Raw genomic sequence first — 16,226 nt, 5'->3', positions numbered from 1 at the left:
CGATCAGACAATCGTCGCCGGCTTCGCCGAGGATGACGTCGTCGCCTCCTTCGCCATAGACCCTGTCATTGCCGGCCCCGGCCCGAACGATGTCGTTGCCGTCACCGGCCTCGACCTTGTCGGCGCCGTCGCCGGCATCGAGCGTGTCGTTGCCGCTGCCGCCGCGCAGATGATCCTTGCCCGCCCCCGCGAACATGATGTCCGCGCCGGTGCCGCCGTCGAGCATATCGTTGCCGGCGCCGCTGATGAGCGTATCGTCGCCTTCCTCGCCGAAGAGGCTGTTGTCGCCAGCACCTCCATCGACATGATCGTTACTGCCACCGGCCCTGACGGTGTCGCCGCCGGCCCCCAGGCGCACGCTCTCAATACCGGCTCCCCCGATCACGACGTTGCCGCCGTCGCCTGCGACGACGACGTTGTCGCCGGCCCCGGTCAGGATGGTGTTCGCCCCCTCCCCGCCGTCGATCCTGTCGTTACCGTCACCGCCATCGAGGAGATCGTTCCCCGCACCGCCCAGGATGATGTCGTCGCCGGGGCCTCCGACGATCACATCGTCACCATCGCCGCCATCGAGGATGTCGTTGCCGGCCTCGCCGTACAGGTGATCGTTGCCGGCATCGCCGTAGAGCGTGTCGTTGCCTGCCCCGCCATAGAGAATATCGTCGNCGGTGTCGTTGCCGGCACCGGCGAGGATGATGTCGTCCGCGCCGCGGCCCTCGATCAGGTCGTCGCCGCCGAGGCCTTCGATGAGGTCACGGCATTCGGTGCCGATTAGGACGTCGTTGCCCGCGGTGCCGGTGAGCTCCAGGATCTCCACCACCTCGAATTGAGCGTGCTGGACCACCCCGACCTTGCCGTCGCTGATGACGTAGCTGACCGTGACCGGACCGTAATGGCCCTTTGCGGGGGTGTAGAGCCAACCGCCCGCGACCAGCTGCAACGTGCCATGCGAGACGATGATCTGGCGAATGGTGAGCGGATCCGCATCGGCATCGCTCGCTCCGGCGAGCAGCAGTGCCATGGTCAGGAGCGTGGTCTGGCACGGGCCGATGTCCACCAGCCGAACCGGCCCGGCGAGGCGCGGGGCGCGGTTGCGCGGCGGCAATTCGGGGCCGGGATCGACCGGGCCGGGCGGGCGGATATCAGGCCCGCCTCCCGCACCCGGACCGATGATCGGCGAAGGGAAGGAGCCGGCCACGGTCGGCAAGCCGACCTCGAACAAGCCGCCCGAGCCGGTGGGAACACGGAGGGAAGACCAGTTGTCATTGCTGGCGTCATCACCGAAACCGTTCGGAATCCGCACCGAGCGCAGCGGTGGCAAAGGCAGCTGCTCGAATTCGAACATCGGCGAATCGATGCCGAGGAAATCGGGCAGGCCGGGCACGGTCGACCCGGGCCCGCCGCTGCCGACCGCCTTCTCGGCGGCTTCGCCGAGTGCGCCGGTCTCGTCCGGGATCTCGCCGGCCTCGGTCACCGCCTTCGCCGCCGGCTCCTCGTCCGTGGCCCTGGCGACCCTGTCATCGACGGCGGGAGGCTGTGGCTGCTCGGGTTGGGGCTGCGGCGTTGCCGCCTTGCCGGGATCGATGATGCCCTGGAAATAGGCGATCACGGCAGCCATCAGCGCGACGAGCATGGCCGGGCCGCGCAGAGAGAGCGGGGTATCCTGTCCGTTCCGCTCATAGGATTGAGTTGGATTCTGTGGCGCGTCTTGCGTGCGCCGGGCGGCTTTGACGTCGATCATACCGACACCCGCTGGAGCTCGAATGGCATGGCTTTAGGCATGGTCGCGGCCGGCCTTGGTGCCGCTTCCGCCGCCTCCGCACCGCCCGTGGGCCTGATGATCTGGTCCTTCGGCCCGAAAGCGGTCAGCTTGCCGGCCTGGATCACCCCGACATAGTCGACAGCGGCAAGCGCGCTCGGTCGATGCGCGACGATGATGACGATCGCGCCCCGGGCCTTGAGCTGCTCGATCGCCTTGGTCAGCGCGGCCTCGCCTTCGCCGTCGAGATTGGAGTTCGGCTCATCCATCACGACGAGGAAAGGATTGCCGTAGAGGGCGCGGGCCAGGCCGATGCGCTGGCGCTGACCGGCCGAGATCGCCATGCCCTGCGGCCCCAACGGCGTGCGGTAACCGGCCGGCAGGCGTACGATCATGTCGTGGATGCCGGTTGCGGTCGCCGCCGCGACGACGCCGCTCGAATCCTCATGCTCGGAAAGCCGCGAAATGTTCTCCTCGACAGTCGCGTCGAGCAGACCGACCTCCTGCGGCAGGTATCCGACGGCCCGGCCGAGATCCTCCTCCGGCCATTGCTCGAGCTCGGCCCCGTCGAGGCGGACGGCGCCGCGCAGGGTCGGCCAGATGCCGGTCAGCGCGCGCACCAGCGTCGTCTTGCCGCCACCGCTCGGCCCGATGATGCCGACCGCCTTGCCGGCGCCGACCTCGAAGCTGACCTCGCTGAGCAGGATCTGGCCGCTGCCGGGCGCGGCGACCGTGATCCGATCGACCTTGAGGTCGCGATGCGGCGCCGGCAGCGGCATCGGCTCGATCGCCTTGCTGAGGGCAACGACGGTCTCGCGCAGGCGGGCGAAGCTCTGGCGGGCGGCGACGAAGGGTTTCCAGTTGGCGATCGCCTGGTCGACCGGCGCCAAGGCGCGGGCGGAAGCCACCGAGGCCGCGATGATCGCGCCGGCCGAGAGCTCGCCCTTGATGGTGAGATAGGCACCGAGCCCGAGCACGGCCGATTGCAGGATCATGCGCAGGATCTTCGCGAAGGCGCCGAAGGAGCCGACGATGTCGCTGGCGCGCGATTGCAAGTCGAGGTGGACCTCGTTGGCCTCGGCGAAGCGCTGGGTCGCGCGCCCGGCGAAACCCATCGCCTTCAGCACCTCGGCATTGCGCGCGTTCGATTCGGCGATCGTGCTGCGCCCGAGAGCCGACTGCCTGGCTTCGCCGGCGATGCGGCGGGCGACGATTTCGCTCGCCAATGTCAGCAAGCTCAGCACCACGGCGCCGCCGAGCGTCAACGCGCCGAGCCAGGGATGCAGCAGATAGATGAAGCCGAGATAGATCGGGATCCAGGGCAGGTCGAACAACGCGCCCGGTCCCTGGCCACCCAGGAAGCTGCGGACGGTGTCGACATCGCGGCCGCGTTCGAGCGCTTCGGTGGTGGAGAAGCCGAAGCGCGGCATGTCGATCGTCACCCGATGCGCGATCGGCGCGACCTCATGATCGAAGCGTGCGCCGATCCGCGACAGCACGCGCGATCGAATGGCGTCAAAGCCGCCCTGGAACAGGAAGAGCACGAGGGCGATCACCGAGAGCGCAACGAGCGTCTGGACACTGCCGCTGGTCAGCGCCCGGTCGTAGACCTGCATCATGTAGAGCGAGCCGGTGAGCGCCAGCAGGTTGATCAGGCAGGAGATCGCGACCAGGTAGACGACGATCCCGCGCAGCCCCTCGGTGAGCTTCGCGGCGTCGCGCTTGCGGGCCAGTGCCAGATTCGTAGGGGCCATAACGCCGCTCCCGGACGATGAGTTGACAGACGGTGCCGCCACCCCGGCCCGAGGGGCCGGGGTGGCTCAAGACCCGGAGCATCAAAGGGTGATGTTGCCCGGGCCGAGAGTGAGGGTGCCCTTCAGGCTGATCTGGAAATCAGCGTCCTGATCGCCGCCGGTATTGCCGGACACCACCGTGTAGTCGCCGTCCGCCCTGGTCTCGTAGGTCACCATGAGCTGGGCGGAGCCGGTGAAGGCCGGCCCGTTCACGAGCGTGAAGCTCTGGTTCCCGGAGAGCCCGGCATGAGCGTCGATCCCGGCGAGGTCGAGCCGGTCGCCCGGTTCGAAATCGAGGATCGTGTCGCCGTCGGCCGCCTGCGTGCTGTTGAAGCGGAAGACGTCGTTGCCCGCCCCACCTTCGATCACATTGACCGCAGTGCTGGCCGTGATCGTGTCGCTGCCGGAGCCGGTCGCGACATTCTCGATGCCCCACAAGGTGTCGTGCCCGGTCTGGACGCTGACCGCGCTGCCCCGCCCAAGCAGGCCGGAGCCGAGATCGACGGTGACGGATGCGGTCACCACCGACATGTCGAGCGTGTCGATACCGTTGCCGCCGGCGAGGTCATCGCCGTGATAGCTGTCGTTGCCGTCACCGACCGCCGCGATGAAGACGTCGTTGCCGGAGCCACCCACGACGGTGTCGTCGCCCGCGCCACCATCGAGCAGGTCATTGCCGGCCCCGCCGAAGATCCGGTCTGCGCCCGCTTCTCCGTAGAGCGCATCGTTGCCGTCGCCGCCGAAGCCGTGGTCGTCGCCGGCGCCGAGGAAGACCGTGTCCGTTCCGGCTCCGGCATCGACGAAGTCGGCGCCTTCGCCGGCGGCGATATTGTCGTCCCCGGCTTCGCCGGTCAGGACGTCGTCGCCGCCGAGGCCGACAATCGAATCCGCGCCTGCCGTCCCGATCAGAACATCGGTCTGGCCCGTCCCGGTCCGCACCGCGCCGCCTGACGGATTGGGCGCCGGGGTGCCGGTGCCGTCCTCGTCGTCGCAGCCGCAGTCGTCGTCATCGTCATCGTCACCGGAGCCGGTGTCGTCCTCATCCTCGTCGTCGTCACCGCTGCCAGTGTCGTCTTCGTCGTCATCCTCGTCGTCTTCATCCTCGTCGTCGTGCGCGTCCTCGTCGTCCTCGTCGTCGACGCGGAGCACTGGGTCGAAATCGCCGGCGAAGCTGATCTGCTGCTGGCCATTCGACAGGATCGAGAAGCCGGTTTCCTCGTCGAAGCTGCGGGTGAAGCTGTCGGGATCGCTGCCCGCCGGCAGCTCGATGACGTCCTGCTCGCGTAGCGTCCCGACGATGATGTCGTTGCCGCCGTTCGAGCGGAAGACGACGCGGTGGGCCGACTGCAGCGTGGAGATGTCGACGATGTCGTCGCCATCCGTTCCGTCGAGCGTGATCGTGCTCGTCGCGAGGCTGGTCGGTGTGAAGTCACCGATCGGAATGAAGGTATCGCCGCCGCCGAAGCCGCTGATCGCGATCTCCTCGACATTGTCGAGCTCGGCGACGATCGACGCATTGGTGGTGCCGTTGCGCGTGATGACGATCTCGGTGTTGGCGTTGAGACCGGTCAGCCCGGCGGCGGTCGCCGCTGCCCGCGAGTAGATGCGGTAGGTCTCGGCGGTCGCGTCGCCGGCGATATGTACCGTGTCAGTGTTGGCGCCGCCGTCGATGAAGTCGCGACCGTCACCGACCCGCCAGAGCGCGAGGTCGTTGCCGCTGCCGCCGGTGATGGTGTCGTTGCCGGCGCCGCCCGCGAGGACATCGTTGCCGTTTCCGCCGTTCAGAGTGTCGGTTCCGCCATGGCCGAGGATAAGGTCGGCGCCGGTCCCGCCAGTCTGCGTGGCGTTGCCATTGCTGCCGTTGACCAGGCCATAGGTCGAACCGGCAAAGCGCAACTGCTCGATCGTGGTCAGCGTGTCGGTACCCTCGACGCCAGTCAGGTCGACGACCACGAGCTGGTTCGAAGCGTTCAGCTGGAAGCCAAAGTTGCGAACCGAGCCGGAATAGACGGCCACGTCGCCGCCGCCGGCGCCGCCGTCGAGCCGGTCGTTACCCGCGCCGCCGTTCAGCGTGTCGGTACCGCCGGCGCCGCTCAGGATGTCGTTGCCGGCATTGCCGTTCAGGGTGTCATTGGCGCCGGCCCCGAGGAAGCCGCTGGTGCCATCGGCGATATCGTCGCCGGCGGTGCCATTGAACGTGTTGGCGACGAAGGGGATCGCATCCCAGTTGTCGCCGACCACGCCGGTCGGGGCCGAGATCAGGCTCTCGGAATGGCCGGCTCCGTCTGTAAAGCTCACGGTCACGCGCAGCAGCCCGCCGACTTGGCTCCCGAAGCCGAGAATGCCGTCATTGGGCGTGTAGTTCGCTGCAGTCGCACCCGGGATGTTGACCCAGTTTGCCCCGCCATCGGTCGAAAGCTGCCACTGATAGGAGAAGGCGCCGAGGCCGTTCTCATCCTGGATCGCGGCAGTGCTAGCTGAAAGCTGCTGACCCTCGGTCGGGGTCAGGTCGCTGATCACCGGGGCGCCTGTCGCCGCGCTGTTGACCAGCTGGCTGACCAGGAACTCGCCATCGGCGAAGCGCAGCTTCTCGATGTTCCAGAGCCAGTCGATGCCGTCCGACTCGCGGTTCTTGCCGGTTGCCGGATCGGTGGCGCCGGCCGTCTGGTCGACATGCTCGACAGTGATGCTGCCGTCGGCATTGCGGGTGAAGGCATAGTTCGCCTTGACGTCCCAATAGACAGCGACGTCGCTGTCGCCCTGGCGCCCGCCATTGACCAGCTCGCGGACGATGTCGAGTGCGCCGGGGCTGACGATGCGGCTGAACATCAGCTGGTCGAGCGTCTGCCTGCCGAAGGCCGGGGTGGCGCCGGCGACCGGGGCGCCGTCGACATAGTCGGCCTTGCGCCAGACGAGCTCCGAGACGCCGTCGGTGGTGTAGTCGACGCCGCCATGGCTGAACCCGATGCGGACATTGAGCCAGCGATCGCCATCGATGATGTCGTTGCCGCCCTTGCCCTCGATGACGTCGGAACCGCCGCCACCAAGCAGGATGTCGGAGGCATCGGCGGGGTCGAGCACGACCATCGCGTCCTGCCCGGATGCGTCCTTCAGGATGTTGCCGGCGGCGTCGCGCGCCAGCGTCGGGGTGAGATGCGAGACCAGGGCCGAGAGCCCGTCGATCAGCGCGACGTTCTTCGCCAGCAGCGCGTTCGAGTAAGAGTCGAACGACGCCCTGGGATCGACCTGCGCGCCGTTGCCGTTGACATCATAGCCGCCGATGACGACGTCGCGACCGGTCAGCTTGTCGTTGTGCTTCCAACCCGAGAGGCCTTCGACGAGGTCGAAGCGGTCTCGCAGAATGTTGGCCTGCTGATTGGTGAAGATGGATATGTTCATATCCGAATCCGCACCGGTGGCGTTGCCCTTGTGAATTGCCCAGTCGAAGCCGGCCATGCCGTTGTTGCGTTGGATGCCCGGGCCCTGGACCATGATGTCGTCGCCGGACTCGCCGTCGTAATCATTGTCGTTGCCGCGCCCGTTGAGCACGTCGTGACCGATGATCGTCGAGTTGAAGAAGAGCTCGGAATTGTCGCCGGCGAGCGTGTCGAAGCTCTCGCCACCCTCGATCCAGTCGTTGCCCTCGTTACCCATCAGCATATTGATGCCGGTGCCGCCGCGGATAAAGTCGTCGCCCTCGCCGCCCTGGATGGTCTTCGCCTCGCTGCCGCCGTAGACGAAGTCCTTGCCGGAACCGGCGAAGACGAGGTCGAGGCCGCTACCAGGGTTGATGACGTCGTCGCCGGCGTCGCCATGGATCACGTCGGCGGCGCCGATATCGGTACCGCTGTCGGTGATGATGTCGTTGCCGTCGCCGCCATGGAGATGGTCGACGCCATAGCCGCCTTCGAGATCGTCATTGCCAGCGCCGCCCCAGAGCGTGTCGTCGCCTTCGCCACCGATCAGGATGTCGCGCTCGCTGGTGCCGCCGAGAACGACATGTTCGGTGCCGGTGTAGCGCAGCAGGTCGAGATCGCCGTCGCCGTCGAGATCCTGGCGGATGACCATCGGACTGATCGCCTGGAGGACGGGGTTTGCGTGGAGCGGATCGGCCTTGCCGTTGGTACCGAGGCCGGTGACCTGCTTCGACGGATCCATCTCGAGGATGTAGTCGGCGGTCTGGAAGGCCGCGCCGTTGATATGGCCACCATCGGTGCCGACCACGGTGTTGCGCATGATCAGCTGCGCGAAGCTGTCCGATTCCAGCTGGTTCAGGAGGTTCAGCCCCTGGGTGCGGCTGAGATAGTAGAAGCGGTCGCCGGCCTGCAGCTTCTCCATCTGGTATTCGAAGACATAGGTGAAGCTCGAGCCGAGCATCGAGCCGAAGGCCATCTTCTTCTCGGCAAGGCCGCCGATCCAGAAGTCGACCTCGTTCAAGCCGCCGAGCTTGGCGTCGTTCGCCCAGGCACCGGTCGCGTGCAGGAAGTCGAGCCGGTCTGCCGGCGCGCCCGGTCCGCCGAGCACCAGCACCGCGGCGGCGGCGCGCTTGGCCTCGAGCGTCGTCGCGGCCAGGATCGTGTCGTGGGTGCCGTAGGCGGCGACGAAATTGATCAGGGAGGCGGGGGTCTTCAGCGACAGGGCGAAGTCGAACCAGCTCTCATAGGGCTTGACCCGCGTGTCCTGCGTATCCTCGAAGAACTGCGCGCGGGCCTCGTTCAGCGAGGGGACGCCGGTCTCGCGGGCTCGGGCCAGGTTGAGCGCGCCGAGATCAAGCGGCAGGCCGACGAGATTGTTGCGCAGCGCATCGGTGAGATACTCGTCGATCTCGTTACCGGCCTGGCGCGACATGCCACGCAGGATCGCACCGGCGGCCTGCGCGGCATCGGCCCCCTGGGCGTTGAAGGCGATCGGATTGAGGAAGGCGTCGATCAGCCCCATCGAAGACTGGACCGGGCCACCGGCGCCCATCTTCTGGATGTCGATCGTGTCGGTCAGCATCGAGTGCCCGAAGCGGTAGACCACATGGGCGAACTCGGCGACGATCGCGCCGTCGACATCGGCGGTGTTCGAGAACAGGAACGGGTCGACATCGGGAGCTGCCGCCCGGGCGAACTCCTCGAAGACGAGATGCTGATAGACCATCTCGGTCGAGAAGCGGCCGGCTTGGAACAGGCGCTCGCCGTCCCAGACCAGCGCGTCGATCGCAGCCTGAGATGACGGGATCGCCGCCACGTCGATGGCAAGCCATTCGTTGAGGAAGGCGAGGTCGCCGCTGGACAGGATGATCTCTTTCATCTCGTCGACCTGGCGATTGTGCTCGCTGTGGAAGAGATGGTGGACCGAAGTCAGGCCGATATTCTCGTTGCCGCGGCCGTCGCCGACGATGACATGCGCGCCGAGCAGCTCGTCGTCATAGGTCGTCGCGATGCCGTACATGTTCAGAGCGATCGGATTGCCGGTAATCTCGTCGGCATCGGCTGTCACCGCGACCATTGGGGTCGCCGGGTTGCGGTCGTCATCCACCCAGCCAGTCGGCACCGCGCTATGGGCGATGTCGTTGAGGAAGGCGCGGCCGGCCGGCAGAGCCTGCGCCGCCGGCACCGGGCTCGCCAGATCGCCGGAGACGAAGCCGTTCGTCGTGACCAGCTGCGGCAGCCCGTTGGCGCCGCGTACGAATTCGCCATAGAGGTCGGTCAGCAGCGCCGGGACGCGATGGACATCCATGTCGCTGAGCTGGATGCCGAGCTTCTCGGCCGCCTGCTTCTTGACGTCGGCCCAGGTCGCCGGGCCGCCGGTGGCGCTTTCGAGCATGTGCCCGGTCGCGACCGGCTTGCCGTCGACCATCTTGTATTCGCGCAGGAAGACCTGGTGCGACGGGTTCGAGGTGTAAACCTGGTTGAGGTCGATCCAGGGTGTCGTCTCGTTGTTGTGGTTGACGACGCCGTCGGCCCCGATCTCGGGCGTGGCGCGGGTCAGCACCATGAAATTGGTGCGGCCGCCCTCGACATAGAGCGGATCGTCGGGGGTCAGCGGGATATAGACGTTGCCCGCCCCGCCCTTGCTGACGAGGTCGAGGCCGTGATCGAAGAACTGGCCGAACATCGTGAAGAAGGCGTTGAACGGGGCGGTGTCGCCGAGATCGGCGGACACGTTGGGGATGACGACCGTATCGCCTTCCATGGTGACGCCCAGAACGGTCTCCAGCGCCTCATAGGCGGCCTCCTTGACCGCCGTCTTGGCGGTGAGATCGGCGGTCGCATTGGCAAGGCGAAGATCGGCCGCCGCCGATGCCGCCGGATTCGGCGGCCCATAGGCCAGCGCCTGCTTGGCCGCGCTGGCATTGGCGAATTCCTTCTCGGCCGCATCGGCGGCTTTGAAGGCGGTGACGGCGGCGCTGTAGACCGCCTGGTTTGCCGGTTGGGCCAGCACGGCATACGGATCGGCATGGCCGATCGCGACGAGGGCGCTGAGGATCGCGGCGGGGTTTCCGATTGTCTGGTCGGAGATCAGGTTCGAAATCGTGCGCGGGTCCGCGTCGACGACGTTCTGGCCGATCGATCCGTAATTCGTGTTGGTGACCTGCGTGGCGCCGGCCCCGTAGACATCGCCGTCCTGGTCGTTGCGGAAGCGCGGATCGAGCAGGCGCGGCATGATCTGGTCGGCCGAACCGTCGAACTCGCTGCCGGCGACGAGGCTGTTCAGCTCGCCGCTGACGGTGCGCAGGCCAAACGGCATCAGATGGGCCTGCGTCGGTGCGGGCCCGGCGCCGCCGGCTGTGCCGACCAGTGTCGCGAGCGCCTCGCGCGGATCGCCCCCGGCGTTGATCGCAGCAGTATGAGCTTCGGCGACCTGGATTTGCTTGAGGATGAAATGCAGGTCGTGCGTGTTCAGTTTCATGATGCCGTTACCCCGTCATTTTTTCTGTTAACTATGCTTCGGCACAACCTCGATTGACTCGGGAAAATCGACAGTTAACCGAATATTAACTGGACTATCGGCATTTACTCATTGATAAGAAAGGGCAGAAGGTCGGCTGATCTTGAGAGTCTTAGTTTGGTGCGCTCGCAAGGCTGGAGACGCGCCAGGCATTCGGACCCGGGACCAGAAACGACCTGGACCAAAGTCCTGGGAACGCGATGGGATCAGATAGTGCGGGAGCGACTTTCGGCGCAGCTCCGCCCGACCGGCCCCGCCGGTTGTCGGCGGACTTCCTGCGGACTGGCGGGCTCCTGCTGATCTTCGCGATGGTTGGCGCCGGACTGGCGATCGGCCAGCTGGTCGAGCGATCGACGATCAACAGCAAGGCGGCAGCGACGGCGGTATTCATGCAGAGTATCACCGCCCCACTGAGCGAGGAGCTTGCGAGCACCGGCCGGCTCACGGTGGAATCGGTGCAGCGCCTCAACGGGCTGATGTCGAGCTCGTCGCTCGGCGAGCGCTTCCCCTATCTCGAGATCTGGCTGCCGGACGGGTCGATCGTCTATTCGAACTCGCCGATGCTGATCGGGCGCCGCTTCCCGCTGCCTCCCGCGCTGAAACTCGCGCTCGCCGGTGAGGTCGTCGCCGATTACGCGGATCTTCGGGCCGGTGAACACACCAGCCGCAATCTCGGCGTCGCCTATCTCGAGGTCTACAGCCCGCTGCGCAGCCAAGCCGACGGCACGGTCGTCGCCGTCGCGGAAATCCACGAGCGGACGCAGCCACTCGAGGCCGACCTGCTCTGGCTGCGGATAGCAACCTGGATCGTCGTCGCGGTGATGACGATGCTGATCATGCTCGGGCTCTATGGCATCGTTCGGCGCGGTACGCGTACCATCGACGTGCAATACGAGGCGATCATGGCGCGCATTGCCGAGGCCGAGCGGCTGGCGATGCTGAACAAGAGGCTCAGCGACCGGCTGCAGCGGGCCTCGATGCGCTCGGTCGAGATCCACGAGCGCACCTTGCGCGCCGTCGGAGCCGACCTGCATGATGGGCCGGCACAGCTGATCAGCTTCGCCAATCTCAACCTCGATGCCTTCCGGTCAGGCCCGCCGGAGCAGCGCGACCGGCTTGGACATGTGATCGGCGCGGCGCTTAAGGAAGCAATCGTCGAGATTCGGGCGATCGCGTCCGGGCTCGTCCTGCCCGAGCTGCGCGGCCTGCCGGTGCACGAGGTCGTGCGGCGAGCCGTGGCACAGCATGGCCAGCGAAGCTCGACCGAGGTGGCCTTGGACGCGGAGCCGATCGACCTGCCGGTCTCGGAGGCGGTCAGGATCTGCGCCTTTCGGTTCGTCCAGGAAGGGCTCAACAATGCGACGCGTCACGGCGGCAGCCGCGATCAACGTGTCAGCGTCGCCCTCCACGGCACCCAGCTGACGATCAAGGTCAGCAACGGCAATCCCGCCAAGGCGGCCGACACTCAGATCGGCGATGACGGATCACCGCAGCTCGGGCTGCTGGGACTGCGCGAGCGAGTCGAAAGTCTTGGGGGGAGATTTGAAGCCGAGCTGAATGCCGATCCCGCGATCCTGACCATGACGCTCGCTTTGCAAGGGGGGTTGATTGAGCCAGCATAGCATCACCGTGGTTGTCATCGACGACCATTCGATATTCCGAAGCGGGCTCCTACAGGCGCTGCGCGATGCCCAGGACATCGAGGTCGTTGGTGAAGGCGCCAACGCCGCGGATGCGATGGAGCTGTGCGAGAGCCTGAAGCCGGATGTCGCGCTGCTTGACCTGTCGATGCCGGGCGGGGGCCTTTCGGTGGCACGCGAACTGAGTCGGCGCGCTTCCGCGACGCGATCGATGATCCTCACCGCATCCGAGGACCAGGAGATGGTGCTCGAAGCCCTCGAGGCGGGAGCGGCGGCTTATTCGTTGAAGGACGTGTCGGCGCATGAGCTCGCCGATATCATCCGATCGGTGGCCAAAGGCGACACCTATGTGCCGCCGAACCTCGCCGCGCGGCTGATCCGCTCGATGCGCTCAGAACCGGATGAAGGCGCGGCTCTGATCGGCAAGCTCTCGCCCCGCGAGCGCCGCATCGTGCGGCTGATGTCGCAGGGCTTCACGAACCAGGAGATCGCGGAAGCCACTGGCAGCACGGTCAAGACCGTGAAGTTCCACAGCTCCAATATCTTCCAGAAGCTCGCGCTGCGGAACCGCACCGAGGTAGCCCTGTTCGCAGCACGCTATGCCGACAGGCTCGAGTAACGGCCGGCTGCTGGTCGACCAGGCTCATCTGACGCGCCATTTTCGCGCCGTCCTCGGCGTTACGCCCGCGCGCTATCGGGTGCCGACGTAAAATCCCGCTCAATAATCCGGCCGCGGCCTAGCCCAGGATGCCCCGCTACCACTGGCATTGCACAGCCCCGCCCACCCTAGAAATCTCACGCGCCGGCGCCGGAAGACGGCATGTCGCGCGCCCCGCGCCGCGTCCAGGCCGATTGCCGCACCAGTTCCGCGATCTGAAGGAGCTGCTTCGCCAGCGGGCTCGTCTTGCGCCAGACCATGCCGATCGTCCGGGACGGTTCCGGCTCCCTGAAATAGGTGATCGAGACCGAGGCCGAGCGCGTCTCGACCGCCACGGCCATCTCCGGAATTAGCGTGACGCCGAGGCCGGCATCGACCATCTGCACCAACGTCGACAAGGAGCTGGCATCGAGGAGATCGCGCGATTGCACGGCGCGCGGCTTCGCATTGCAGAACGAGAGGGCCTGTTCGCGAAAGCAGTGTCCCTCCTCCAGCAGCAGCAGCCGCATCTCGCGCAGGGCCTCGCGATCGGGAGCCGGCTTGCCCTCGTCCTCGCGCGGCCGGACGAGCACGAAGCGCTCGGTGAACAGGGCGACCTCGGTCAGCGACGGCTCCGACACCGGCAGGGCGACGATCGCCATGTCGAGCCGGCCCTCGTTCAGCTCCTGGACCAGCTTCGGCGTCAGCGTCTCGCGCACATTGAGGTCGAGCCCGCCATGCAGGCGGTTGAGGTCGCCGATCAGGCCGGGTAGCAGATAGGGCGCGACCGTCGGGATCACGCCGATACGCAAGCGCGCGACCAGCCCGTCCTGGGAGGCGCGGGCATAGCCTTCGAGCTCGTCGAGCGCGCGCAGGATATCCTTGGCCCGCAGGGCGATCTCCTCGCCGAAGCTCGTCAGCCGGAGCTGGCGCCTGTCCCTTTCGAACAGTTCGGCGCCGAGCTCTTCTTCCAAGGCCTTGATCTGCTGCGACAAAGCCGGCTGCGAGATCGCGCAGGCTTCCGCGGCGCGGCCGAAATGACTGTGCCGCGCCAGGGCTTCGAAATAGCGAAGCTGTTTGAAAGTCAAGCTCGTCATAAGAACAACTTATCGTCGTGATCAGAAAATCGGAATTAAAATAATGAAACGCCTTTGCTAAGACCCTGCCAGCAGCCAGCCGAGCTCGGAGAGAGACATGAACGCGAAGACTGAGGACAGCACGGGCAAATGCCCGGTCGCCCATGGCGGCGGCACCCGGCAGAACCGCGACTGGTGGCCGAGCCAGCTGCCTGTCGATCTCCTGAACCAGCACTCGGCCAAATCCGATCCGCTGGGCCAGGCATTCAACTACCGCGAGGAATTCAAGAAGCTCGACTTTGACGCGCTGAAGAACGACCTGCGCAAGCTGATGACCGACTCGCAGGATTGGTGGCCGGCCGATTTCGGCCATTACGGCCCGCAATTCGTGCGCATGTCCTGGCACGCCGCCGGCACCTATCGTCTCGCCGACGGTCGCGGCGGCGGTGGTCGCGGTCAGCAGCGCTTCGCCCCCCTCAACAGCTGGCCGGACAATGTCAACATCGACAAGTCGCGCCGCCTGCTCTGGCCGATCAAGCAGAAATACGGCCAGCAGATCTCCTGGGCCGACCTGCTGATCCTCACCGGTAACGTCGCGCTGGAGACCATGGGCTTCCGCACCTTCGGCTTCGCCGGCGGCCGCGAGGACAGCTGGGAGCCAGATCACGATGTGAGCTGGGGCACCGAAACCGCATGGCTGACCCATCGCCCGCTCGACAAGTTCGACGCGCCGCTGAGCGCCACCGAAATGGGCCTGATCTATGTCAACCCGGAGGGTCCGGGCGCCAATGGCGATCCGGTCTCGGCGGCGCATTTCATCCGCGAGACCTTCGCCCGCATGGCGATGAACGACGAGGAGACCGTCGCGCTGATCGGCGGCGGCCACACCTTCGGCAAGACCCATGGCGCGGCACCGGAATCGCATAAGGGGCCGGATCCCGAGGGTGCCGAGCTGGAGGCGCAGGGCCTCGGCTGGGCCAGCAATTTCGGCACCGGGCACGGCGCCGATGCGGTCGGCAGCGGCATCGAGGTCACCTGGACGCAGACGCCGGCGCAGTGGAGCAACTTCTTCTTCGAGAACCTGTTCAAGTTCGAATGGGTGCAGACCCGCAGCCCGGGCGGCGCCATCCAGTGGGAGGCGAAGGACGCCGAGGCGATCATTCCCGACGCGCATGACCCGTCGAAGAAGCACAAGCCGACCATGCTGACGACCGACCTGTCGCTGCGCGTCGACCCGGCCTATGAGAAGATCTCGCGCCGCTTCCTCGAGAACCCGCAGGCCTTCGCCGAAGCCTTCGCCCGCGCCTGGTTCAAGCTGACCCATCGCGATCTCGGCCCGCGCTCGCGCTATCTCGGCCCGGAAGTGCCGAAGGAAGAGCTGATCTGGCAGGATGTCGTGCCGGCGGCCGACCATCCCCTGGTCAACGCGGTGGACATCGCCGCGCTCAAGGAGAAGATCAGGGCTTCCAGCCTCAGCGTCTGCGAGCTGGTCGGTACCGCCTGGGCCTCGGCCGCGACCTTCCGCGGCGGCGACAAGCGCGGCGGCGCCAATGGCGCGCGCATCCGCCTCGCGCCCCAGAAGGACTGGGAGGTCAATCGGCCGGCGCAGCTCGCCCGGGTGATCGAGGTCCTCGACGGCATCCGCCGCCAGTTCAACAAGGAGGCCGACGGCGACCAGAAGGTCTCGCTGGCCGACCTGATCGTGCTGGCCGGCAATGTCGGCGTCGAGCAGGCGGCCAAGACCGCCGGCCACGCGGTCGACGTGCCGTTCACACCGGGCCGCACCGACGCCAGGCAAGAGCAGACCGAGGTCCACTCCTTCGCGGTGATGGAGCCGGTCGTCGACGGCTTCCGCAACTACCAGAAGGCGGGCGCCCAGGTGCCGGCCGAGGTGGCGCTGATCGACCGGGCGCAGCTTCTCACCCTGACCGCGCCGGAGCTGACGGTGCTGATCGGCGGCCTGCGCGCCATCGACATCAATGCCGATGGCTCAAAGCACGGCATCCTGACCGACCGGCCGGGCGCACTGACGAACGACTTCTTCGTCAACCTGCTCGACATGGGCACGCAGTGGAAAGCCTCCTCCGAGGCCAAGGACGTGTTCGAGGGCACCGATCGCAAGACCGGCGCCGCCAAGTGGACCGGCACCCGCACCGACCTCGTCTTCGGCTCGAACTCGATCCTGCGCGCTCTGGCCGAGGTCTATGCCAGCCAGGACGCCAAGGAGAAGTTCGTCAAGGACTTCGTCGCCGCCTGGACCAAGGTGATGAACCTCGACCGCTTCGACGTCGCCTGATTGCAGACATGCGCGGCAGCCCGGTGGCGGCCGCGCATGCACTTTAATGCCACTGCGATTGGCCGCCGGCCTCGCGCAAGTCGCTACGC

At 66.6% G+C, this 16,226-nt stretch carries 8 protein-coding genes; 3 read left to right on the top strand and 5 right to left on the bottom strand.

From position 1 onward, the window contains the following. The 4 genes from ASE66_RS34005 to ASE66_RS33730 all read right to left on the bottom strand — a co-directional run. Positions 1-658: calcium-binding protein (locus tag ASE66_RS34005; RefSeq protein WP_413814282.1), on the bottom strand; the 658-nt coding region annotated here is incomplete at its 3' end. Positions 659-666: 8 nt separating this feature from the next. Further along, a partial coding sequence (locus ASE66_RS34000; RefSeq protein WP_413814281.1) for a cadherin-like domain-containing protein occupies positions 667-1,345 on the bottom strand: 679 nt, incomplete at its 3' end. A 392-nt stretch (positions 1,346-1,737) separates the two neighbouring features. Beyond that, positions 1,738-3,513, bottom strand: a complete 1,776-nt coding sequence (locus tag ASE66_RS19795; protein ID WP_057191428.1) for a type I secretion system permease/ATPase — start codon at positions 3,511-3,513, stop codon at positions 1,738-1,740. An 81-nt stretch (positions 3,514-3,594) separates the two neighbouring features. Next, complete coding sequence (locus ASE66_RS33730) at positions 3,595-10,449, bottom strand: peroxidase family protein (RefSeq protein ID WP_057191427.1); 6,855 nt, start codon at positions 10,447-10,449, stop codon at positions 3,595-3,597. A gap of 299 nt (positions 10,450-10,748) precedes the next feature. On the opposite strand from ASE66_RS33730, the gene ASE66_RS19785 reads away from it, so the two are divergent. Further along, complete coding sequence (locus ASE66_RS19785) at positions 10,749-12,110, top strand: sensor histidine kinase (RefSeq protein WP_057191426.1); 1,362 nt, start codon at positions 10,749-10,751, stop codon at positions 12,108-12,110. Then, positions 12,097-12,747 (top strand): response regulator, encoded by a 651-nt coding sequence (locus tag ASE66_RS19780; protein WP_057191425.1) that lies wholly within the window; start codon positions 12,097-12,099, stop codon positions 12,745-12,747. The genes ASE66_RS19785 and ASE66_RS19780 overlap by 14 nt, the downstream gene beginning before the upstream one ends. Before the next feature lie 176 nt (positions 12,748-12,923). Here the strand turns inward: ASE66_RS19780 and ASE66_RS19775 are convergent, their stop codons facing one another. Next, on the bottom strand, positions 12,924-13,862 hold the full coding sequence (locus tag ASE66_RS19775) for a hydrogen peroxide-inducible genes activator (RefSeq protein ID WP_057191424.1): 939 nt from the start codon (positions 13,860-13,862) through the stop codon (positions 12,924-12,926). 97 nt (positions 13,863-13,959) lie between these two features. On the opposite strand from ASE66_RS19775, the gene katG reads away from it, so the two are divergent. Continuing rightward, a complete protein-coding gene (katG, locus tag ASE66_RS19770; RefSeq protein WP_057191423.1) occupies positions 13,960-16,137 on the top strand; it encodes a catalase/peroxidase HPI in 2,178 nt (725 codons plus the stop codon). Positions 16,138-16,226: the final 89 nt, after the last annotated feature.

Source organism: Allobosea sp. Root483D1 (genome assembly GCF_001429505.1).
Taxonomy (GTDB): domain Bacteria; phylum Pseudomonadota; class Alphaproteobacteria; order Rhizobiales; family Beijerinckiaceae; genus Allobosea.
The sequence above is the reverse complement of the archived record's forward strand: the minus strand, read 5'-3'. Positions and strand labels throughout refer to the sequence as shown.

Excerpts from the sequence above, each read along its gene's own strand:
- ASE66_RS19795 (WP_057191428.1), bottom strand. The coding sequence starts at position 3,513 with ATGGCCCCTACGAATCTGGCACTGGCCCGCAAGCGCGACGCCGCGAAG.
- ASE66_RS33730 (WP_057191427.1), bottom strand. The coding sequence starts at position 10,449 with ATGAAACTGAACACGCACGACCTGCATTTCATCCTCAAGCAAATCCAG.
- ASE66_RS19775 (WP_057191424.1), bottom strand. The coding sequence starts at position 13,862 with ATGACGAGCTTGACTTTCAAACAGCTTCGCTATTTCGAAGCCCTGGCG.
- katG (WP_057191423.1), top strand. The coding sequence starts at position 13,960 with ATGAACGCGAAGACTGAGGACAGCACGGGCAAATGCCCGGTCGCCCAT.